The organism is Vibrio sp. zbq_1, assembly GCF_043102935.1.
Taxonomy (GTDB): Bacteria; Pseudomonadota; Gammaproteobacteria; order Enterobacterales; family Vibrionaceae; genus Vibrio; species Vibrio parahaemolyticus.
In genome coordinates this window covers 217248-239122 of record NZ_JBICJH010000042.1, presented here as the reverse complement: position 1 = coordinate 239122, position 21875 = coordinate 217248, and the positions used below count along the sequence as shown (strand labels likewise).

Genomic DNA, 21875 nt, shown 5'->3' with positions numbered 1-21875 from the left:
CCAATCTTATTAATTTAAAACGTTCGGAATCGCTAAACGAAATGGCTCAATTTCAGTGATGAATTCCTGGCCTTTTTCATCCAGCATTTTGTAGTGTCCTTGCATGACACCAACAGGCGTTTCTAACGCGGTACCACTGCTGTAAGTGTATTCATCGTTGCTTGGAATAAACGGCTGCTGCCCAACAACACCTTCTCCCTCTACCGTCATTTGTTTACCGTTGGAATCGGTAATCAACCATCGGCGACTAATGAGCTGTACTGTCTGTTGGCTGAGGTTTTTAATGGTAATGACGTAGGCGAAAACAAAGCGTTGTAGCTCTGGATTGGATTGTTCTTCGATGTATTTGGTGTGAACTTGAATCTTGATGCAGGGTTGAATGACGTCCATGTGCACTCCTTGATAAACTTAATAATAAGCCAAACCGGCAAGGGTTTGGCTTATTGTTTGAGTTATTAGTGCTGCGGGTTGTCCGCTAGCCAGTTCGCCATCGCGACGAATTGTTGTAGCGTTAGGTTTTCTGGACGCATGCTTGGGTTTACACCTAGCTCTTCCAGAACTTCTGCGCTCAACAGAGATTTGTAGCAGTTACGCACGGTTTTACGGCGTTGGTTAAAGCCTTCACGACAAACGCGATCGAGTAAACGTAGATCTTTCGCTGGGCATGGTAGTTCTTCATAAGGTACTAGGCGAACAACAGCGGAGTCTACTTTCGGTGGCGGAACAAATGCGGTTGGTGGTACTTCTAGTACAGGTACAACTTTACAGTAGTACTGCGCCATTACCGTTAGACGACCGTAAGCTTTACTACCCGGGCCTGCTGCCAAGCGATTCACCACTTCTTTTTGAAGCATAAAGTGCATGTCTTGAATGTCTTTATGGAATTCAAATAGGTGGAACATCAAAGGTGTAGAGATGTTGTACGGCAAGTTACCGAAGATACGCAGCTTGTTGTTTGGCTTCACTAACTGAGTGAAGTCAAAGCGCATGGCGTCGCCTTCATGAATCGTTAGTTTGTCTGCTAAATCAGGGTGGTTACGTAAACGCTCGGCTAAGTCACGGTCCAGTTCGATGACGGTGAACTTATCAACTTCACGACCAACGGGTTCTGTGATTGCACCAAGACCCGGGCCGATCTCAACCAGATTTTGACCTGGCTTTGGGTTAATTGCTGATACGATGCCATCAATAATGTATGGATCGTTCAGGAAGTTTTGACCAAAACGTTTACGCGCTTTGTGTCCTAAATGGACATCATTTCTCATTGTTTTTTCTCTACCAATTCTATCGCATGCGTGAGCGCTGTTCGGAAGCTCCCTGTATCCGCTTGACCTGTCCCTGCCAGCTCTAATGCAGTACCGTGATCCACCGAGGTTCTAATAAAAGGTAGACCAAGAGTAATGTTTACTGAACGTCCAAAGCCTTTGTATTTTAATACTGGCAATACTTGGTCGTGGTACATGCCTAAAACAGCATCTGCATCGTTTAAATATTTTTCATTGAAAATGGTATCTGCCGGCAGTGGGCCGATCAGTTTAATACCTTTTTCTTTTTGAATCTTTTCCAGTGTCGGAGTGATGGTTTCGATCTCTTCACGACCTAAACAGCCATCTTCACCTGCATGAGGATTAAGCCCGCAAACATAGATGTTTGGTTCTGCGATGGCAAATTTTTCTACGAGGTCTTTATGAAGAATATCGATGATCTTCTCTAGTCGTTCTTCGGTGACCGCTTTTGACACATACGCCAATGGAATATGTGTGGTAACCAATGCGACACGCAGTCCTTCTGTTGCCAACATCATCACCACTAACGGTGTATTTGATTTCTCGGCAAAGAATTCAGTATGACCACTAAATGCAACACCTGCGCGATTGATCACCCCCTTGTGAACAGGGCCGGTGACAATAGCATCAAATTCATCATTCATACAGCCCAAAGCGGCTCTTTCTAGCGTTTTTAATACGTAGTGGCCGTTGGCTTCATTAAGTTGACCAGCAATTGCGTTTTCCGAAATTTCAACGTGGTCAACGATAAGTGTGCCCGCTTTTTGCGCCTTAGGTGCTTCTTCAGGATTGTAATCAAAGAGTTGGACATCAATGCCAAGCATTTTGGCACGTTCCAGCAACATGTTTTTATCTGCGCAGACGACAATCTGGTGTGCCCAATCTTCTTTTGATAGAGCCAGCACTAAGTCAGGGCCGATGCCCGCAGGTTCCCCTGCGGTTACGACAATTCTGCGAATTGAATTAGTTGTCATTGTTGTCATCCACGATTTCAACAAACGCACTTGCACGCAGCTCTTGCATCCATGCGCCTGCTTCTTCATTAAACTTTCGATTGAATAGAATGCGGTAAGCTTTATTCTTCATTGCTGAATCTGTGCGGTCGACTTGGCGTCGGTCTAACACTTCAACAATGTGCCAGCCATGAACCGTTTTGAATGGTTCACTGATTGAGCCAACTGGTAGTGTTTCAACTTGGTGTTTAAATTCAGGAACATAAAGATCCGGTGTTTGGTAACCAAGTTCACCATCTTGAGCCGCAGAGCCTGGGTCTTGGCTGTATTGTGAGGCCAATTGAGCAAAGGTCGCTTCGCCAGCTTTGATGCGACGAACGAATTCATTTAACTGCTTTTTAGCGCCTTCATCACTAAGAATCACGGTTGGTTTGATCAGAATATGGCGAGCGTTAACTTCTGTCACCGCAACGGTTTCTAGACCCTTCACATCTTCAATTTTTAGGATGTGGAAACCAACGCCACTACGGAATGGACCAATGATGCTGCCTTTGTTCTGCATCTTGATTTGATCAGCAAAGATGGTTGGCATTTCTTCTTTACGCATCCAACCCCAATCACCACCTTGGAGAGCTTTCGGACCTTTAGAGTAGGTGTAAGCCATTTCGGTGAAGTCTGCGCCGTCATTGAGTTTTTTAACCAGGGCTTTCGCTTGTGCTTCTACTTCTGATTTATCTTGACCGTCGGTGAAACGCAGTTGGATATGACCGATTTTGTATTGCACGGTTGCGTTGGTTTCTTTAGCTAGCTGGTCTGCAAGGCTATCAACTTCTGCTGGAAGGATATTGATTCGGCGACGAACTAGCGCATTACGAGCTTCTGACGCTGCAATTTCTTTACGGATTTGCTCGCGGAACTCTGGGTAGCTTAGGCCTTCTGCTTGCACGGATGCTGCCAGTTCTTCCACGCTTTGGTTATTGTTGCGTGCGATTTCTGCGATGGCTTGGTTTAGACGGTTATCGTCGATGCGTACACCAATACGGTCAGCTTCTTGGCCTTGCAGCGTATCGATGATCAGTTTTTCTACCACTTGCTCTTTGAGCACGCTTGCCGAAGGCAGACTTTTTCCGCTTTGACGAGCATTGGCTTGTAGGGTTTTCATCGCAGTATTGATGTCGCTTTGTAGAATGACACCGTCGTTAACGATGACAGCAACCTTATCAAGCTCTACCGGTGCTGCTACTGCTCCACAAGAGAGTAGGGTCGTGAATAAGATTGATTTCCAAATTTTCATTTAAAATTCCGTCAGTATTTTTTGAAGAAGCGTCTTATTTAGAGTAAGACGCTTAATTCGATTAATTGTTCAAATAGAATGGGCGACCGTATTTAATCGCGTTGTCGGAACCATCCAGTTCTTTGACTGCTGTACCGGTGCTTTGATTTGTCGCAAAGCCTTGAATACCGAAGTTAACACTAAAGTTGTTTTCGTATTCAGGAGAGGAGCCCGTACTGCCGATGGCTTGATTTTCCCAACCGAGTAATTGGTTAGAGTATGTCAAACCAATGTACCAACAATCAGATTGGTAACGCAGGCTTGCTAGCCATTCCATATCGGTATTTTCATTTAGGTCATAGTAGTACTGACCGCTTGCAGACCAGTTACGGTTGAACTCGTATGCCGCTACGATACCTGCTTGTGAAATACCTTTACGAGTAATAGTGTCGAGGTTTTCGAGAATGATCGTATCTTCGATGTATTCGCGAGTGACATAGCGGTAGTTACCTTGAATAAAGCCGCCGTTAAACTGATATTCCAACGTACTGTTGGCAAGCTGCATTGAGCTTAAGTCGATGTCGTACTGAACGCCACCGTGATAGAACAGGTAGTCGTTGTAGTTGAAATCAGCTTCAACTGCCCATGAAGAGTAGTTGGTTGTCTCGTCTGGAATGTTCGGGCTATTGCTGATTTTCGTCTTCTTATCGAAGTAGTAGATCTGACCAAACGACACGTTCAAACGTTCTTTGTAGTCATCATCAAAGAAGCGCGTACTTGCACCGTAGCTCAGCTGGTTAGCCGATGCGATTTTATCAATACCACTGTACTTACGACTGCGGAATAGACCGTAGTAGTCAGTTTGCAGCAGCGTTGTATCGTAGTTGTAGATGTTGGTTTGATCTTCTTCTGGTACGTAAAGGTACTGAAGCTGTGGTTCTAGCGTTTGTGTGTAGCCTTTGATCCAACTGGTGTCACGCTCTAAGTAAATCTGAGCATGGGTACGAAACTCAGGAATAACACGAGAAACTTGTTCATCAAGCTGGTTTTTCAAGTCCACGTCTGTCAAGCCAGTAAGGTCTTGAGAGTAGTAAGTGGAAAGTACGCGCGCTTCCGTTGTCCAAGTGGCCCAAGAGTTTGACAGCGGCATGGTTAGTCCCGGCTCTATGTGAACGCGAGTCGCATTTGGTCGAGCGGTATCACTAGTGTCAAAACGGCTGACTTGGCTTTTTACGTCGAAGTTAAGGTGATCACCCCACAACGGCGTGTAGTAGTTCAAATCTAATTGAGGAAGCAAACGATATGGACGGTTTTCTTCTTTCAAGAGGATTTGGAAATCTCGAACGGTTAAAGACGCATCCCAGAAATCTGAACGGTACTGCACATGTCCTTCTTGGACTAACTGGCCGTCTTCACGGTTACCGATGTCAGAGTCCAAATCTAGGAAGTAATCAATGTCACTGACTTGTGAGTAATCAACTTTCACAATCCATTGTTTATTGATAATACCATCGTGCTTAACTTGGTAGCCCCAGCGAGAATCATCTTGATATTTTTTATCGCTGTTGAGGTATTCGCCTTTCAGTTTACCTTCACCCCAGCCATCGGTTAGGTAACGGAAATCGGTGTCGAGTTTGGTGCCACGTTGCTGCATGTAGAGTGCAGTGAGTGTCATGTCGTATTGAGGCGCGATGTTCCAGTAAAATGGCACTTCCACTTCCATACCGTCACTAGAACCGTAAGAAAGAGAAGGGAATAGGAAACCGGTTTTACGCGTGTTGCCAATAGGCATGGTCATGTATGGCACGTAAAACACGGGCACATCCATGATCTCAAAACGAGGGTGGTGCAGCGTGGCGGTCTCTTCGTCTTGGTCTACGTCAATACCAGACGCAACCAAGCGCCATGAATTATCGCCTTCCGGACATGATGTGATTGAGCCATCTTCTAGTTCATAGACAGACTGACCTGTACGTGCAATGTAAGCTGCAGTACCACGACCTTGTTGGCAAAGAAATTGGTATTCGGTGTTTTCAAGCGAGAAGGTATCTTGGTTGATGTCGTTGGTAACACGATCTGAGCGGGCTTTAACTTGTCCGTCATTGAAGGTCACGTTGCCTTCTGCCACTACCACGTTGTCTTGTTGGTGCAGGGTTACGCTATCTGCGGTGATTTTCTTCGGACCTTGCGTTACTTGGACGTTTCCAGAGTATTGTGCTTTGTCACCATTAATGGCTTGCAGGTTGTCCGCTTCTACCACTACTGGGGTATTAAGAGCGTCCTCCTCGCCACTTGTTTCGACCAAACATTGATCTGTGGCGGGCATTTCCTGCACACTATCATTTATATTCGCTTCAGCTTGAGTGGTGGGTACAAACAAGGCGGTGCTGATAGAGGCCGCTATAAATGTGCGGGAGAAATGTTGCATTGAATTGAACTTTCCTGTGTCACTACTACTCGATGGCTATAGGGCTTGTTGTACCCTAGCGTCATAGCCAAATGAATCAACTATAGTCGCAATTGTCCCAGCGTATTGATTTGCTATGGCATAATGACGACAAAAATAGCTGCAAAGATAAGCAGGCGAAATGGCCTAGCCGAAATAAAACTAATTCCATTATCATAAAGGAAATCGTTCCATCCGGCACTATAAGACCGTCGTCGTCGATAAAAATTCATTGATAGAGAACACATAATGCATATTTTTGGCAAAATTCTGGGTGCCTTTTTTGGCTTGTTACTGGGTGGTCCATTCGGTTTGCTGTTTGGTTTATTTATTGGTCACCAATTCGATAAAGCCCGACGTTTAAGTCAAGCTGGGTTCTCTACAGGTGGCTTTGGAAAAGGACCGAGTCAGGCACAGCGTCAGGAAGAATTCTTTAAAGCGGCGTTTGCAGTAATGGGACACGTGGCAAAAGCCAAAGGGCAGGTCACTAAAGAAGAGATCCAACTTGCGACTGCCATGATGGATCGTATGAATTTGCATGGCGAACAACGCCGTGCGGCGCAAGATGCATTCCGCGAAGGGAAAGAGAGTGATTTCCCATTAGAAGATGTGTTGGTGCGTGTAAAAATCTCGACCGCTGGCCGTTTTGATTTGCTGCAATTCTTCCTTGAACTGCAAATTTCCGCGGCCTTTGCTGATGGAGCTATCCATCCAAGTGAACGTAATGTGCTGCACAAAATTGCTCGTGGTTTAGGTTTCTCATCTGAGCAACTAGAGCGTCGCCTGCAAATGCAAGAAGCGGCGTTCCGTTTCCAACATCAAGGTGGTTTCCATGGTCAGCAACAAGGTCAATATCAGTCGTCAGGTTGGCAGCAAGCCTCACAGGCGGATCAATTGGCCGATGCGTACAAAATTTTGGATGTGTCACCAGAGGCGGACGGTAAAACCGTTAAACGTGCTTACCGTAAGTTAATGAATGAGCACCACCCTGATAAGTTGATGGCCAAAGGTTTACCGCCAGAAATGATGAACGTCGCAAAAGAAAAATCGCAAGAAATTCAAAACGCTTACGATTTAATTAAAAAGGTAAAAGGCTTTAAGTAAGCCAAAATCTAGCAAGCAAACTAGAAAGTAAAAAGGGCACTTGGTGCCCTTTTTTAGCTTTTGGGTTATCGGTGGCTAAAAGCATCTCAAGCTGAACAAAGCTGAATAAATCAGTCGGCTTGGTTCAAGTTCCAATCGTAGTCGTACTTCACCCGACCTGAAAAATGGTTGTATTGTGGCGCGTACTTTCTGATGTGGTTAAACACCTCTTTCTCACCACCAAAATCAACGGCAAACCACTCATAAATTGAAGATATTTTCGCCGTGTTACCTTCAATAGAGACGCCTTTTTTGCTGTTGATAAAGGTCTTTGCGGCACTCTCTAACAAGGTTTGAGTATTCTCAGCGGTAAAAGCTTGAGTTTGAAGATTTGGGCAGCCTAGGCTTGCACAATTGACAGCGTAGTGCGTTCTTGGGTCTTGCCAGATTGGTCGTAAAATTCGGTGCTCAATATCATTCAAGGTCAGACTTTTTCCGTTAATGATGATGACATCTTGATCCCATGGGCCAAAGCTAAACAGCCCGCCTAACTTGGTGATCGACGTTATCGGGTAGTTATCCAAAATTAGGTCAACCGTCAACGCGTTGTACAGGTTTACCCAATATGCGTATTGCTCGGCTTGGCGGTATTGCAATGGATTTAAACTAGCGAGACGTTGAATGTACTGCTTTAACTTTGTTTTATCGGCGAACGAGACTTGGTTGTAACGAAATAGAGTGTTGTCGCCTCGGGTAACTAGATAGCTGTCGAGTAACTGTTGCCACTCCAGATGAGAGATTGAGGTTTGGTTGACCTCGTTGGACTGCTGCCAATAAGGCCATAAGTCGGCTTTTGGTGCGGCGAGAGCGGAAAAGGAGAGTAGGGCACACAGTAGCAATAAGAAACGCTTCATAGAGAGACCTTTAGTGAGACTTAATTGTTAGTGTAGACCCGTCTAGTTGTTGTTTTCTTTCTTTAATCTATGCATAAAAACAAAACAGGCTGACAATGGTCAGCCTGTTATTTGTGTATTCAAAGAAGCGTTTTAACGCAGGAAGCTTGGGATATTGGCTTCATACTCAGCGATTTTGTCTTCGTGCTGAAGCGTCAAACCGATGTTATCTAAGCCATTAAGCAGGCAGTGACGACGGAACTCGTCGATTTCAAAGTCATACTCCTTGCCGTTTGCGCGCACTTTTAGGGCTTCCAGATCCACTTCAATTTGCGCACCTTCATTGGCTTCAACGAATTGGAACAGTTCATCCACTTCTTGCTCAGTCAGACGAACCGGAACCATTTGGTTGTTGATGGAGTTGCCGTAGAAAATGTCCGCAAAACTAGGTGCGATCATCGCTTTAATGCCGTAATCAGCCAAAGCCCAAGGTGCGTGTTCACGAGATGAGCCACAGCCGAAGTTTTCACGCGCAAGTAGGATAGAAGCGCCTTGGTAACGTGGCGCATTCATTACAAACTCAGGGTTTGGTCGCTCGCCTGCATCATCAAGGAAGCGCCAGTCATGGAAAAGATGCTTACCGAAACCTAGGCGAGAAACTTTTTGTAAAAACTGTTTTGGAATGATGGCATCCGTGTCAACGTTGGCGGCATCTAGAGGCACAACCAAACCAGTATGTTGTTTAAAACCTGACATGATTGTTCTCCTTAATCCTGTTTATCAAAAGTTAATTCACGAATGTCAACAAAGTGACCAGCGATAGCTGCCGCGGCTGCCATTGCAGGGCTAACCAAGTGAGTGCGGCCATCACGACCCTGACGGCCTTCAAAGTTACGGTTTGATGTTGATGCACAACGCTCGTGAGGTCCCAAACGGTCATTGTTCATTGCTAAACACATTGAACAACCTGGTAGACGCCATTCAAAGCCCGCTTCTTTAAAGATGACATCCAAGCCTTCGGCTTCTGCTTGTGCTTTCACCTGTTCTGAGCCCGGGACAATCAATGCTTGAACGTGCGATGCGACCTTACGGCCTTTCGCCACGACGGCGGCAGCGCGCATGTCTTCGATGCGAGAGTTCGTACAAGAGCCAACAAACACTTTATCTACTTGGTAATCAGACAATGATTTGCCTGCTTCTAGGCCCATGTAAGCCAATGCTTTTTCAGCAGACGCTTTTTCGATTGGATCAGTGAAGCTTTCTGGTGCTGGAATCGGTTGGTCAACGGCAATGACCTGACCTGGGTTTGTGCCCCAAGTTACTTGTGGTTTGATGTCAGCAGCATTTAGCGTTACTACGGCATCAAATTCGGCATCTGCGTCAGTTTTTAACGTCTTCCAGTACTCTACTGCAGCATCAAAATCTGCGCCTTGCGGTGAGAACTTACGACCTTTGATATATTCAAACGTGGTTTCATCTGGTGCAATTAGGCCTGCTTTTGCGCCCAATTCAATGGCCATGTTACATACCGTCATGCGGCCTTCCATAGAAAGGTCAGTAATCGCTTCACCGCAGAATTCAACCACATAACCAGTACCGCCCGCAGCCGTTGTTTTGCCGATGATCGCTAGAACGATATCTTTCGCGGTAATACCCGGTGCGACTTTACCTTTCACTTCGATTTTCATTGTTTTCGCACGTGCTTGTTTTAGCGTTTGAGTCGCTAGTACGTGTTCAACTTCTGATGTACCGATACCGAAAGCCAGTGAGCCAAATGCCCCGTGTGTTGCGGTATGAGAGTCACCACAAACGATGGTCATACCCGGTAGAGTAATGCCTAGCTCTGGGCCCATAACATGGACGATGCCCTGATATTTGTGGTTTAGGTCGTAAAGGGTAACACCGAACTCTTCGCAGTTTTTCGATAGCGTTTCCATTTGGATACGCGCCATCTCGCCAGAGGCATTGATGTCTTTGGTTGTGGTCGAAACGTTGTGATCCATCGTGGCGAACGTTTTGCTAACCTGACGAACTTTACGACCTTTTTCACGCAAGCCATCAAAGGCTTGTGGAGAGGTCACTTCGTGTACCAAGTGACGATCAATATAAAGAATAGGGGTTTCCCCTTCTGCCGCGACTGCAACGTGTGCGTCGTAGACTTTTTCGTATAGTGTTTTGCCCATTGCTTCCTTTCCTCGTCGTCCTTGTCACCGCAACGGGATGATCCGCTGTGGTGATGGCAAACGACAGTTATATTTATAATGTCAGTCTGTTTATGAGTTCAAAATGTACTCAGCGATCTTGTCACCCATTTCTGATGTCGTCAGTGCAGGCTTGTCGCTTGCTAGGTCTGCGGTAAGCTCGCCTGCCGAAAGTGCTTTAGATACTGCGGATTCGATATCTTGCGCCGCGGCTTCTTCGCCAAGGCTGTAACGCAGCATCAGTGCTGCAGAAAGGATCTGCGCAACTGGGTTAGCAATGTTTTTGCCTGCGATATCTGGTGCGCTGCCACCGGCAGGCTCGTATAGGCCGAACTTGCTTTCGTTAAGACTTGCTGAAGGCAACATGCCCATAGAGCCCGTGATCATTGCACACTCATCAGAGATGATGTCGCCAAAGATGTTTGAACATAACATGACGTCAAACTGGGCTGGGTCTTTGATTAACTGCATGGTCGCGTTGTCGATGTACATGTGAGACAACTCGACATCTGGGTAGTCTTTGGCAATCTCTTCCACAACTTCACGCCATAAGATAGAACTCTGCAGAACGTTTGCTTTGTCAATTGAGCACACTTTCTTACGACGTAGACGAGCAGATTCAAACGCGATTTTTGCAATACGTTCGATTTCGTAGCGGTGGTACACCTCGGTATCAAACGCTTTTTCGTTAGCGCCTTCACCCTCACGGCCTTTCGGCTGGCCGAAGTAGATGCCACCAGTTAATTCGCGTACGACGACAATATCAAAGCCGCGACCTGAGATGTCTGCACGTAGCGGTGAGAAAGCTTCTAGACCAGCGTGGATTTGCGCTGGACGAAGGTTACAAAACAGTTGGAAGTGCTTACGTAGTGGCAGCAATGCACCGCGCTCTGGCTGGTCGTTTGGTGGCAAATGTTCCCACTTAGGGCCACCAACCGAACCAAATAGAACTGCGTCAGACTCTTCACACGCTGTTACCGTACTTTCTGGAAGTGGGCAACCATGATTATCGATAGCAATACCACCAACATCATGTTCTTCGCGCTCAAATGAGATGCCATGTTTTTGCTCGATAGCATTCAGAACTTTATGCGCTTGAGCCATCACTTCTGGGCCGATGCCGTCACCAGGAAGTACGGCGATTTTGTATGATTTGTCTGTCATGTTATTCCTTTAATCTTCTAATTTTTGAGCTTAATTATTTGAAATCGTGTTGTGTGTCTCTGAGCGATAAAGCTCAGCATGACTATACCGTAGCAATCTTTTTCTGCTTCATCTCGGCAATGGTGTCTGCGCGATGGATGCTGTTGATAACATGCAATAGTGCTTGACCAGAAGCTTCTACGATATCGGTTGACACGCCCGTACCGTGGTATTTTCTACCTTTGTAGTTGGCAATGATGTCTGCTTGACCTAGACCATCCTCACCTTCACCTTTTGCGGTTAGATCGAATTTATCTAGTACGATCTCGTAACCTGTCACGCGGTAGATACATTGGTATAGCGCATCAACCGGACCATTGCCGACCGCCGCTTCACACATTTCCGCATCACCACATTGCATCTTGATGCTGGTGGTTGCCATCACGCTGCCCGATTGCACGCTTAGGTAATTCAACTTGTAGAAGTCATCTTCTTCACGCAAGTTGGAGAAGTGCATTAGCGCTTCCAAATCGTAATCAAACACTTGGCCTTTACGGTCGGCCAGTTTCAAGAAGTCGGCGTACAGTGCGTCTAGGTTGTACTCATCTTCTTTATAACCCATGGAATCCATGTGGCTCTTCACCGCCGCTCTGCCGCTACGACTGGTTAGGTTAAGTGCTTGGTTCTTAAGACCAATCGACTCAGGCGTCATGATCTCGTAAGTGTTCTTGTTCTTTAACATGCCGTCTTGGTGGATACCTGAAGAATGGCTGAATGCATTGGCACCCACGACCGCTTTGTTGCTTTGGATTGGCATGTTGCACAGTTGACTCACCAACTTGCTAGTACGATGGATTTCTTCGTGCTTGATCCCCGTGCTTACGCCCAGAAGCTCTTGACGCGTCTTGATGATCATCGCGATCTCTTCTAGTGAGCAGTTACCCGCACGCTCTCCGATACCATTGATGGTGCCTTCAATTTGCCGAGCACCGGCTTGTACTGCTGCAATTGAGTTTGCGACCGACATGCCCAAGTCATCATGACAGTGCACCGAAATGATGGCCTTGTCGATGTTCGGCACGCGGTTGAAAAGCGTTTGGATGATGCCACCGAACTCGCTTGGCACTGTATAGCCAACGGTATCGGGAATGTTGATGGTGCTTGCGCCAGCATCAATTGCGGCTTCAACCATGCGACATAGATTGTCGATTGGCGTACGGCCTGCGTCTTCACAAGAAAATTCGACATCATCGGTATAGTTACGCGCGTGTTTAACTGCGTTGACCGCCATTTCAAGTACGTCATCGTAACTGCGGCGTAGCTTGTCTTGAACGTGAATCGTGGAAGTGGCTAGAAAAGTGTGGATACGGAATTGGCCAGCAACTTTTAGCGCTTCAGCTGCGGCATCGATGTCTTTCGCAACGGCACGCGAAAGGGCACAAACTCGGCTATTTTTGATGTGTTTTGCAATAGTTTGTACGGACTCGAAATCGCCAGGGGAAGAGATAGGAAAACCGGCTTCGATAACATCAACGCCCAGCCTTTCAAGCGCATAGGCAATCTGCAGTTTTTCTTTAACCGTCAAGCTTGCTGACAACGCTTGCTCGCCATCACGCAAGGTGGTGTCGAATATAATGACCTGATCGTTCATGTTTGCTTCCTTCCTGATTTCTGCACTTTCGTGCAAGTTAATCGTTTACTTCCAGTATTTAGATATAAAAAAACCCGCATTTTCATGCGGGTTTCTAAGAAATTGGTGTGGTTATTTTTCTTCCACAGCCTACCCGCGCGAACTGGTCACGATCAGGAGGAGGCTAAGCAGGATAGAAAAATGAGCTGACATAGTTGTTAAGCTTTCCACAAATTTAAGTTAACAAATTAGTACCGCACTCCTTGGAGCGCGTCAACCCTAAAGTCGATTTTTTATTCATATCGGATGAGTGGTTTAATAATAGGCAGCTGATACATCGACACATTCAATCAATTCAAAGTGCAATCAGTTCAAAGTGAAGGAAACGTGCTAGAACCTGAGCGGGCGACAAAGATCACAGCCTAAAGCTTTGTGTTATCAAAATTCCGGTATAGGGATTGCGACTTATCACACAAAGGTCTTAATTGCTTGGCGAAAATACGCGCTGACCATTTATAGTAGTGCAGTTGCATTAGGTGAAGAGAAACAGAAGGTAAAGGATTCATGGTCACAGCAAAACAACTTGGACGTTCGGCACTCGCATTAACATTGATCAGCTTATCTGGTTGTCAGCTGTTTCAATCAAACACGAATGCTGAGGTGGCTTCTCCGGTGATCGTGAACGATCATGCGCAAAGTATTATGGTGATCAGCGATCAAATGGACATGTACTTAAGCAGTGAAGGGCGGGAATCTTTCTTAAATCAGATGCTGGTGGCGCTTGAGTCGGACAGCCGAGATAAATTCAAAGGCAAAGATCCTGACACCTATTCGTGGTGGAAGATCCGCGTGCAACCTAATGAGTGGCAACAAGCTGAGATAGTCAGGCCAGTAGAAGAGGGAGTGGATACCTCTAACAAGCTGGAGTTTATGGATGTCTCCTATCGTTCAAAAACGGGGTTAAATTTGCGCTCCAAACCGAGTGTAGAGAGTACAAAGCTGGGGCAACTTGAAAAAGGCGAAGTGTTCAATGCGTTGGCGAGAGTTGAAGGAGAACCTTGGATTCTGGTTGAACAAAAAGGCGTTATTAAGGGCTACGTGCATCAAGATTACGTACGCAGCAACGTAGTGAATCGCGATATTTTGTCGACTCAACCGAATCCGTTGCTCGATGCTCAGCAAGCGACTCATTCTGTATCGAGTGCCCGACACGAGCTGCTGGGCAGCTTCACTTGTCGAGCGCTGAGCTATGAGTTAACTAAAGACGGTGATGTGACCACGGGGTCACTACGTGCATGCCGCAAAAAACGCAAAGTTTGGTATATCGATACGCCGTCAGCCTCACCAGCTAACCCTTCGTAATTCTTATTGCTTTTATTGATGTGTTTAACGGTATGGTTGGGCACATCAATGTGCGCTATTCCGTCCATTCTACTTTTGTCACTAATTGTCCAACTTCCCGTCATGTAGCTGTCACCTAAACCTCCTACTTTGCACACAAAGGCGTTGTCAAAGTAAGGGAAGGTCACATGCGAACCATTGAGACAATCACACAGCCAATAGCAACCATCGCTAAGTTTGATTTAGCATTCTCTAGCGTATGTCTTCAGCACCGTTTTAACCAACAAGTTGCCAACATCAGTAAAGGCGTTTCGCACAGTGGAGATGGGCATCTCTACGTCGTCTTAGGGCTGTTAGCTTGGTATTTAGATAAAGAACACGGCTCTTGGTTTATGTTAGCCGGATTGCTGGCATTTGCAGTCGAGTTACCCATTTACTGGACGCTAAAAAACAGCTTTAAACGCCGTCGTCCCGAAGAACTGAGCGCTTTGTTACCTGCTTTTATCACCCCTTCTGATCGCTACAGTTTACCGTCTGGACATACTGCTGCTGCGTTTGTCATGGCAACACTTATCAACCATTACTACCCAGAACTCGGTTATGCCGCATTCTCTTGGGCGAGCTTAATTGGCACGGCGCGTATTTTGCTCGGTGTCCATTTTTTTACTGACGTCATCATCGGGGCGCTGTTGGGAAGTGCGTGTGGTGCTCTAGCTATTGCGATCGTAGGAGGCTAATGGATGAAAATTCTATACGGTGTTCAAGGTACGGGAAATGGCCACATCGCACGTGCACGTGCAATGAGCAAGGCATTTGAATCGCACGATGTGCAGGTCGACTTTCTTTTTTCTGGACGAGCACCGGAGAAATACTTTTCAATGGAAGCGTTTGGCGATTATCAGACTCGTCGCGGTTTTACGTTTGTGACGGAAAAAGGCTCGGTCAATTACGCCAAAACGGCCTTGAACAACAATTTGATTCATTTTTTCAAAGAAGTGAACCAACTTAATCTGGCGCCTTATGATTTAATCATCAACGACTTTGAACCCGTCACGGCTTGGGCAGCTCGTCAACAAAATAAGCCGTGTATCGGTATCAGTCACCAAAATGCGTTTCGTTATCCAGTGCCTCTGAAGGGGGCGAGCTGGCTGGATAAATCAGTACTTGAGTATTTTGCACCATCTCAACATCAGCTTGGATTGCACTGGTATCACTTTGACCAGCCGTTGCTACCGCCCATCGTTCACACTTTGGATAACCAAGCGGATAACGATGATTTCGTGTTGGTGTATTTACCGTTTGAGTCGATTGAGGACATCTGCGACTTGTTGTTCCACTTTAATCAGCAGACGTTTATTTGTTATCACCCCGACGTGATAGAAGTAGAGAAAGTGGAGAACATAGAATTGCGTCCGCTGTGCCATACCAACTTTCAGCACCATCTACATCGTTGCTGTGGGGTCATCGCCAATGGTGGTTTCGAACTGCCTTCAGAAGCACTTTCTCTTGGCAAAAAACTGCTAATGAAACCACTGGCAGGACAATTTGAACAGCAGAGCAACGTAGCCACACTTGAAGATCTTGGGTTAGCCACTGCAATGGACAGTTTAGACATTTCTACCGTACGTCAGTGGCTCAAAGAGCAGCAAGCTGAGAGTGTTAAATACCCCGACGTTGCACAAGCCATCGTGAATTGGGTTTTACAAGGGGCGTGGGATTCGCAAGAAGAACTCTCCAAACAGTTGTGGGAGCAGGTGGATTTTCCGAGCTATGTATCCAATATCTAAGTTTGTTTGCTCGGATTGTTTGTGGCAAACACATAATAACTATTAACTACCTATTATTACGTTCCTTCCAACATTCCTACATGGTACTTGATGCAGCTTTTCGATTTCGAAGGGCTGCATTTTTATTCCCTCTCGTTCATTTCTATTCATTGTTTAATTGCAGATTATTTGACTGATACGCGCAAATTTACGCCAAAGATATAGGCTGTGTTTTTGGTCTGTTGGCTATTGATAGGTGGGGTAAATGTGTTTCGATGTTTGTTCTTAGTCTTATCAATTTGCTAAATACATACTCAAAGAGTGTGGTTTTAGTTGTTTTATAGTTTTTTATGTTTTTCTCAATTTGTTGATTTTAAATGATTAAATACCTAAGTGGCTAAAATTTAGTGATTAAATATCAATCTAGTTGCTAAACCCCAATCGATTAGTTGATAGTACGCTTCGAGCCGGAAGTATCCGGACGATAAATATAATAAGAATTAGGTTTCTATTCGTAAAAATGATTCGAATCCAGCCGCCGTCTTTTGTGCGAGATGGGATTCTATTCGTTATGAATTCATTGAAACAATTTGACGATTACAAAAGAGGCGCACTCAATGTTAGAGAAGAAAGATGCGATGAGCGCAATTGCTAGCTACCGTATGGAAAGCACTTTGCGTGGTGTAGATTTGAACCTACTGACTGTATTTGATGCTGTGATGCAAGAGCAAAATATCACTCGTGCAGCACACAACTTAGGCATGTCTCAACCGGCAGTAAGTAATGCCGTGGCACGTCTAAAAGTGATGTTTAACGATGAACTGTTCATGCGTCAGGGCCGTGGTATTCAACCAACTCAACGTGCGCGTCAACTGTTTGGCCCTATCCGCCAAGCATTGCAACTGATCCGTAACGAATTGCCAAGCTCGGTATTCCAACCAGAGTCGTCAACTCGTTTATTCAAGCTGGCGATTTGCAGCCCATGTGACATGCGCTTTGCTCCAAAAATCATGGCGAAGATTAATCAACAAGCGCCAAACGTTCAGCTGCATCTAGACGCGGAATTTGACCGTCTTCTTTCTGAGCGTATGCGTTACCAAGAAATCGACTTCGTGATCGATTACGCTCGTTTTGATGAGCAAGGTTTCTCAAGCACAGAAATTTTCAAAGATGAATTGGTGGTTATCGCTTCGAAAACGCACCCACGTATTCAAGGTGGCGTAAGCGCCGAGCAGCTAATTAACGAAAAGCACGCGAAACTGTCTAAAGTTCACGGTCAACGTAGCTTCTCTGAGCAGGCGTACCGCAAGCTTGACTGCCAAGCTGCGTACGAAGGTTCAAGCCTAAGCAACTTGCTTTACGTCGTTAGCCAATCTGAGTTAGTGACTATCGCACCACGCTGGATGGCGGAAAATGCGGTGAACAGTGACCAACTGCAGATTCTAGACTTCCCATTTGCGAACAAAGAAATCAGCGGCTTCCTTAGCTGGCATGAATCAAGTGAAAAAGACAAAGGCCACATTTGGCTACGTGACCAGCTAATGGTGACGTGTGGTGAAGTGGTTGCATCAAAATAAGTTTATTATTTGGTCTGATGAACTGGTCAGACTGGATTTGTAATCATCAATTTTTACAATTGTTTGGCCCCGAGAGACGCTTGTCTTTCGGGGCTTTTTATTTAGGTTAATTAATAAGCGAAACAGCAAGTTATTTTGCCTAAACCTCCATCAACTTCAATTGGGCCTTGGGTTCATTAGTGATAGTTGTCTCTTATTAGTGATAAGTTTGATACTGGTCAGTTGCGTTTTAGCATTGCGTGAGTACACTTGTTCGCTCAAATAGCTTACGCCTGTAAGCCAAAAGGTAAGTAAAAGAATGGCCAAGTTAGATTTTCATATCGTTAAACGTATTCGTGAACAAATTGCGAACGGTGGTACCCGCGTTGCACTGAAACATAAAGTAGCAGGAGCATGGCAAGGTATTACTTGGGAGCAGTTTGGTCAGCAAGTTGATACTTTATCGCTTGCACTTTTGGCTCAGGGTTTAGGAGTCCAAGATAAGATCGGCATTTTCTCAAACAACATGCCGCAATGGACGATTGCTGATTTCGCCGCACTGCAACTGCGTGGCGTGACGGTGCCTATCTACCCAACCAATACTGCTGCTCAGTCGGCATACATCATCGACAACGCAGACGTAAAAGTTCTGTTTGTTGGCGAACAGCCTCAGTTTGATGCTGCTGTGAGCATTTTTGAACAATGTGAGCAGTTAGATCTGATTGTTGCGATGTCGGACGATATTGAGCTTGGCGATCATGACTTTACTATCTCTTGGAAAGACTTTGTCGCAAAAGGCGATACAAGCCATCAAGCTGAACTTGATGAGCGTTTGGAACAAGCGAAAGTCGATGATTTGCTTACGCTGATCTACACCTCAGGTACAACGGGTCAACCTAAGGGCGTGATGTTGGATTATGGCAACATCGCAGCGCAGCTAGAAGGTCACGACCAACGCTTGAGCTTATCTCAAGATGATGTTTCTTTGTGTTTCCTTCCGCTTTCACACGTATTTGAACGCGCTTGGACATTCTACGTATTGTACAAAGGTGCGACGAACTGTTACTTGCAAGACACAATGCAGGTGCGCGATGCCTTGAGTGAAGTGCATCCAACCGTGATGTGTGCGGTTCCTCGTTTCTACGAAAAGATTTTCTCAGCGATTCACGAGAAAGTGTCTCGAGCACCGATTCATCGCAAGATCATGTTTACTTGGGCGGTGAACATGGGCGCGAAAATGGCACTTTGCCATCAAGAAAAGCGCAAACCTTCGATGATGCTGCGCAAAGCACACGCATTAGCTGACAAGCTGGTGCTCAGTAAGCTGCGTGCACTGCTCGGTGGTCGTATCAACTTTATGCCATGTGGTGGCGCGAAGTTGGATGAAACCATTGGTCGCTTCTTCCATGCGATTGGCATCAACGTGAAGTTGGGCTACGGCATGACAGAAACCACCGCGACGATTTCGTGCTGGGATGACAAGTGCTTTGATCCGGATTCTATCGGTATGTCGATGCCTGGCGCGCAAGTGAAGATTGGCGAAAACAACGAGATTCTAGTTCGTGGCCCGATGGTGATGCGCGGTTACTACAAAATGCCAGAAGAGACCGAAAAGACGTTTGATGAGCACGGTTTCTTAAAGACCGGTGATGCTGGCCATATTGATGAAAATGGCAACCTGTTCATCACCGATCGCATTAAAGAACTGATGAAAACCTCTGGTGGTAAATACATTGCACCGCAAATGATCGAAGGTGCGATTGGTAAAGACCACTTCATTGAGCAGATTGCGGTGATTGCCGATACACGCAAGTTTGTTTCTGCGCTGATTGTGCCGTGTTTTGACTCTCTTGAAGAATATGCGAAAGAACTGAACATTGCATACCATGACCGAGTTGAGCTTATCAAACACCACCAAGTGGTCGAAATGCTTGAGAAGCGAGTGAATGAACTGCAAAAAGAACTGGCGAAATTTGAGCAAGTTAAGAAGTTCAAACTGCTACCAAGAGCTTTCTCGATGGACGATGGAGAGTTAACGCCAACGCAAAAACTGCGTCGTAAAGTGATTAACGATAAATACCAAGACGAAATCGAAGAAATGTACAACGAAAAGTCAGATAAAAAGTAACAAGCACTGACTTAGATTTCAGATTGATGAAAAGATCCCCAGCCATACCTTTTGGTATCGTTGGGGATTTTTGTATGTGCAGCAGTTCGGCTTGATGATGCAGATAACGGGTGAATTTCTGATGTTTGGGTAAATCTCTGTGAAATTATGTTCTTTTTTTTGTCGTTATGTTTTTTGATCGTGCTGCTTATTTGCGCTTAGTTGGCTTCTATTCCTGTTATCGTTCTGCTTTCTAGTGTCTTGTTTAAAAACTAGACATATCTCTCATTAGACCCGTTGCTAATAAACCGTTACATTTGTTGATGAACCTTGCGGGATGTTATGACGAACGCAAGACATAGCCGAAAACGTGGAAGTATTTCGATTAGGCTACGAATAAGACCTAGACTATGTAAAACCAGACCAAACCGTTGACCTTACGGTGTGGAATTCTGGGTAAGGAGAGCAATTATGACAGCAATGTTGTCAGGTGCAGAGATGGTGGTGCAATCTCTGATAGAGGAAAACGTAGAGCAGATCTTCGGTTATCCGGGTGGTTCCGTTTTGGATATCTATGATGCACTGCATGCAAAAACCGACCAAATTAAACACGTACTAGTAAGACACGAACAGGCTGCGACACACATGGCTGATGGCTATGCTCGCGCAACAGGTAAGCCGGGCGTGGTACTGGTATGTTCAGGGCCTGGCGCAACCAATACTATTACCGGTATTGCAACGGCGTACATGGACTCCATTCCGATGATCGTGATTTCAGGGAACGTGCCAAACAGCCTGATTGGTAACGATGCTTTCCAAGAATGTGACATCGTGGGCGTCTCTCGTCCGGTAGTAAAACACAGCTTTTTGGTGAAAAAGGCGGAAGATATCCCTGAAACGATCAAAAAAGCCTTCTACATTTCAACAACGGGTCGTCCTGGACCAGTTGTGATTGATTTGCCTAAAGACGTAATGAATCCGCAAATCAAACTGCCTTACCAATATCCAGAAAGCATTTCGATGCGTTCATACAAGCCAACCACTTCGGGTCATAAAGGCCAAATCAAGAAAGCGCTGAAGTCTTTGATTGAAGCGAAAAAACCGGTGCTTTATGTCGGTGGTGGCGCAGTCATTTCTGGTGCTCACGAACATATTTTAGAACTGGCAGACAAACTTAACCTGCCAGTTGTCAGTACCTTAATGGGCCTAGGTGCATTTCCGGGTACTCACAAAAACTCGCTTGGTATGTTAGGTATGCACGGTACCTACGAAGCCAATATGGCGATGCACGAAGCGGATCTAATCTTCGGTATTGGGGTACGTTTTGATGACCGCACCACCAATAACCTTGAGAAGTACTGTCCAAATGCGAAAGTGATGCACATTGATATTGATCCGTCGTCGATCTCCAAAAACGTCAAAGTGGATCTTCCAATCGTAGGCTCTGCTGAAAAAGTACTGACTACTATGCTTGGTCTACTGGCAGAGCAAGATTGTGGCAACGATGAAGCGGCGATCACTAAGTGGTGGGATGATATTCAAGTGTGGCGCGATCGTCAGTGCTTGTCTTACGAAACGTCGTCGGATCGTATCAAGCCACAACAAGTCATTGAAACACTGCACAAGCTAACCAATGGTGACGCGTATGTGGCGTCTGATGTAGGCCAGCACCAAATGTTTGCGGCGTTGTACTACCCATTCAACAAACCTCGCCGTTGGATCAATTCGGGTGGCTTGGGCACAATGGGCTTCGGTCTTCCTGCTGGTATGGGCGTTAAGTTCGCGATGCCTGAAGAAGAAGTGGTGGTGGTGACGGGTGATGGCAGTATCCAGATGAACATTCAGGAGCTATCGACGGCCATGCAGTACGATATTCCTGTGAAGATCATCAATCTGAATAACCGATTCCTCGGTATGGTAAAACAGTGGCAAGACATAATTTATCAAGGTCGCCACTCTAACTCTTACATGAGTTCTGTTCCGGATTTTGCTGCGATTGCAGAAGCTTATGGTCACGTCGGCATTCGTATCGAAACGCCAGATCAGCTCGAAGAAGGGCTACAAAAAGCGTTGGATATGAAAGATCGTTTGGTGTTTGTTGATATCAACGTAGACGAAACCGAGCACGTATACCCGATGCAAATTAAAGGCGAAGGTATGGACAAGATGTGGCTAAGCAAAACGGAGAGAACTTAAT

At 45.8% G+C, this 21875-nt stretch carries 17 protein-coding genes; 7 read left to right on the top strand and 10 right to left on the bottom strand.

Annotation, left to right across the window (positions count from 1 at the left end; translation table 11 throughout):
- Positions 1–9 precede the first annotated feature (9 nt).
- The 5 genes from apaG to lptD form a co-directional block, all read right to left on the bottom strand.
- Entirely contained in the window at positions 10–390 is a 381-nt protein-coding gene (gene apaG / locus ACF8CV_RS20770; protein WP_005459620.1) for a Co2+/Mg2+ efflux protein ApaG, read from the bottom strand.
- 65 nt (positions 391–455) lie between these two features.
- Positions 456–1265 carry a 16S rRNA (adenine(1518)-N(6)/adenine(1519)-N(6))-dimethyltransferase RsmA gene (gene rsmA / locus ACF8CV_RS20765; protein ID WP_005459622.1) on the bottom strand — a complete coding sequence of 270 codons (810 nt, stop codon included), beginning with the start codon at positions 1263–1265 and terminating at the stop codon, positions 456–458.
- A complete protein-coding gene (gene pdxA / locus ACF8CV_RS20760; RefSeq protein ID WP_005488414.1) occupies positions 1262–2260 on the bottom strand; it encodes a 4-hydroxythreonine-4-phosphate dehydrogenase PdxA in 999 nt (332 codons plus the stop codon). Before pdxA ends, rsmA begins: the two co-directional genes overlap by 4 nt.
- Positions 2250–3533: a peptidylprolyl isomerase SurA gene (gene surA, locus ACF8CV_RS20755; RefSeq protein ID WP_005459625.1), complete on the bottom strand. Its 1284-nt coding sequence runs from the start codon at positions 3531–3533 to the stop codon at positions 2250–2252. The genes pdxA and surA overlap by 11 nt, the downstream gene beginning before the upstream one ends.
- A gap of 61 nt (positions 3534–3594) precedes the next feature.
- Positions 3595–5940, bottom strand: coding sequence for an LPS assembly protein LptD (gene lptD / locus ACF8CV_RS20750; protein WP_005459627.1), 2346 nt, complete (start codon positions 5938–5940; stop codon positions 3595–3597).
- Positions 5941–6207: 267 nt separating this feature from the next.
- On the opposite strand from lptD, the gene djlA reads away from it, so the two are divergent.
- Positions 6208–7062: a co-chaperone DjlA gene (gene djlA, locus ACF8CV_RS20745; RefSeq protein ID WP_005459635.1), complete on the top strand. Its 855-nt coding sequence runs from the start codon at positions 6208–6210 to the stop codon at positions 7060–7062.
- Positions 7063–7172: 110 nt separating this feature from the next.
- Here the strand turns inward: djlA and ACF8CV_RS20740 are convergent, their stop codons facing one another.
- The 5 genes from ACF8CV_RS20740 to leuA form a co-directional block, all read right to left on the bottom strand.
- Positions 7173–7955, bottom strand: a complete 783-nt coding sequence (locus tag ACF8CV_RS20740) for a DUF547 domain-containing protein (protein ID WP_065779569.1) — start codon at positions 7953–7955, stop codon at positions 7173–7175.
- Positions 7956–8087: 132 nt separating this feature from the next.
- Entirely contained in the window at positions 8088–8690 is a 603-nt protein-coding gene (leuD, locus tag ACF8CV_RS20735; protein WP_005480538.1) for a 3-isopropylmalate dehydratase small subunit, read from the bottom strand.
- Between the two features lie 11 nt (positions 8691–8701).
- Entirely contained in the window at positions 8702–10117 is a 1416-nt protein-coding gene (gene leuC, locus ACF8CV_RS20730; RefSeq protein WP_005459505.1) for a 3-isopropylmalate dehydratase large subunit, read from the bottom strand.
- A 90-nt stretch (positions 10118–10207) separates the two neighbouring features.
- Positions 10208–11299: a 3-isopropylmalate dehydrogenase gene (leuB, locus tag ACF8CV_RS20725; protein WP_015296196.1), complete on the bottom strand. Its 1092-nt coding sequence runs from the start codon at positions 11297–11299 to the stop codon at positions 10208–10210.
- 82 nt (positions 11300–11381) lie between these two features.
- A complete protein-coding gene (gene leuA, locus ACF8CV_RS20720; RefSeq protein ID WP_031818896.1) occupies positions 11382–12929 on the bottom strand; it encodes a 2-isopropylmalate synthase in 1548 nt (515 codons plus the stop codon).
- 543 nt (positions 12930–13472) lie between these two features.
- Between leuA and ACF8CV_RS20715 the strand changes: the two genes are divergently transcribed.
- The 6 genes from ACF8CV_RS20715 (at position 13473) to ACF8CV_RS20690 (ending at position 21874) form a co-directional block, all read left to right on the top strand.
- The gene (locus ACF8CV_RS20715; RefSeq protein ID WP_020904276.1) at positions 13473–14270 is read left to right on the top strand and encodes an SH3 domain-containing protein; all 798 of its coding nucleotides are present in this window, start codon (positions 13473–13475) and stop codon (positions 14268–14270) included.
- 167 nt (positions 14271–14437) lie between these two features.
- The gene (locus ACF8CV_RS20710; RefSeq protein WP_005488413.1) at positions 14438–14986 is read left to right on the top strand and encodes a phosphatase PAP2 family protein; all 549 of its coding nucleotides are present in this window, start codon (positions 14438–14440) and stop codon (positions 14984–14986) included.
- A 3-nt stretch (positions 14987–14989) separates the two neighbouring features.
- The gene (locus ACF8CV_RS20705) at positions 14990–16036 is read left to right on the top strand and encodes an MJ1255/VC2487 family glycosyltransferase (RefSeq protein WP_005488416.1); all 1047 of its coding nucleotides are present in this window, start codon (positions 14990–14992) and stop codon (positions 16034–16036) included.
- 596 nt (positions 16037–16632) lie between these two features.
- Entirely contained in the window at positions 16633–17592 is a 960-nt protein-coding gene (gene calR / locus ACF8CV_RS20700; RefSeq protein ID WP_392417445.1) for a LysR family transcriptional regulator CalR, read from the top strand.
- A gap of 298 nt (positions 17593–17890) precedes the next feature.
- A complete protein-coding gene (locus ACF8CV_RS20695; RefSeq protein ID WP_025573723.1) occupies positions 17891–19699 on the top strand; it encodes a long-chain fatty acid--CoA ligase in 1809 nt (602 codons plus the stop codon).
- Positions 19700–20149: 450 nt separating this feature from the next.
- Positions 20150–21874 carry an acetolactate synthase 3 large subunit gene (locus ACF8CV_RS20690; protein WP_005480580.1) on the top strand — a complete coding sequence of 575 codons (1725 nt, stop codon included), beginning with the start codon at positions 20150–20152 and terminating at the stop codon, positions 21872–21874.
- Position 21875 lies beyond the last annotated feature (1 nt).

Bases quoted from the DNA above. Each gene is read 5' to 3' on its own strand.
- leuC (WP_005459505.1), bottom strand. From the start codon at position 10,117: ATGGGCAAAACACTATACGAAAAAGTCTACGACGCACACGTTGCAGTC.
- leuB (WP_015296196.1), bottom strand. From the start codon at position 11,299: ATGACAGACAAATCATACAAAATCGCCGTACTTCCTGGTGACGGCATC.
- lptD (WP_005459627.1), bottom strand. From the start codon at position 5,940: ATGCAACATTTCTCCCGCACATTTATAGCGGCCTCTATCAGCACCGCC.
- ACF8CV_RS20695 (WP_025573723.1), top strand. From the start codon at position 17,891: ATGGCCAAGTTAGATTTTCATATCGTTAAACGTATTCGTGAACAAATT.
- pdxA (WP_005488414.1), bottom strand. From the start codon at position 2,260: ATGACAACTAATTCAATTCGCAGAATTGTCGTAACCGCAGGGGAACCT.
- surA (WP_005459625.1), bottom strand. From the start codon at position 3,533: ATGAAAATTTGGAAATCAATCTTATTCACGACCCTACTCTCTTGTGGA.
- leuD (WP_005480538.1), bottom strand. From the start codon at position 8,690: ATGTCAGGTTTTAAACAACATACTGGTTTGGTTGTGCCTCTAGATGCC.
- apaG (WP_005459620.1), bottom strand. From the start codon at position 390: ATGGACGTCATTCAACCCTGCATCAAGATTCAAGTTCACACCAAATAC.
- rsmA (WP_005459622.1), bottom strand. From the start codon at position 1,265: ATGAGAAATGATGTCCATTTAGGACACAAAGCGCGTAAACGTTTTGGT.
- ACF8CV_RS20705 (WP_005488416.1), top strand. From the start codon at position 14,990: ATGAAAATTCTATACGGTGTTCAAGGTACGGGAAATGGCCACATCGCA.
- ACF8CV_RS20740 (WP_065779569.1), bottom strand. From the start codon at position 7,955: ATGAAGCGTTTCTTATTGCTACTGTGTGCCCTACTCTCCTTTTCCGCT.
- leuA (WP_031818896.1), bottom strand. From the start codon at position 12,929: ATGAACGATCAGGTCATTATATTCGACACCACCTTGCGTGATGGCGAG.
- ACF8CV_RS20710 (WP_005488413.1), top strand. From the start codon at position 14,438: ATGCGAACCATTGAGACAATCACACAGCCAATAGCAACCATCGCTAAG.
- ACF8CV_RS20715 (WP_020904276.1), top strand. From the start codon at position 13,473: ATGGTCACAGCAAAACAACTTGGACGTTCGGCACTCGCATTAACATTG.
- calR (WP_392417445.1), top strand. From the start codon at position 16,633: ATGTTAGAGAAGAAAGATGCGATGAGCGCAATTGCTAGCTACCGTATG.
- ACF8CV_RS20690 (WP_005480580.1), top strand. From the start codon at position 20,150: ATGACAGCAATGTTGTCAGGTGCAGAGATGGTGGTGCAATCTCTGATA.
- djlA (WP_005459635.1), top strand. From the start codon at position 6,208: ATGCATATTTTTGGCAAAATTCTGGGTGCCTTTTTTGGCTTGTTACTG.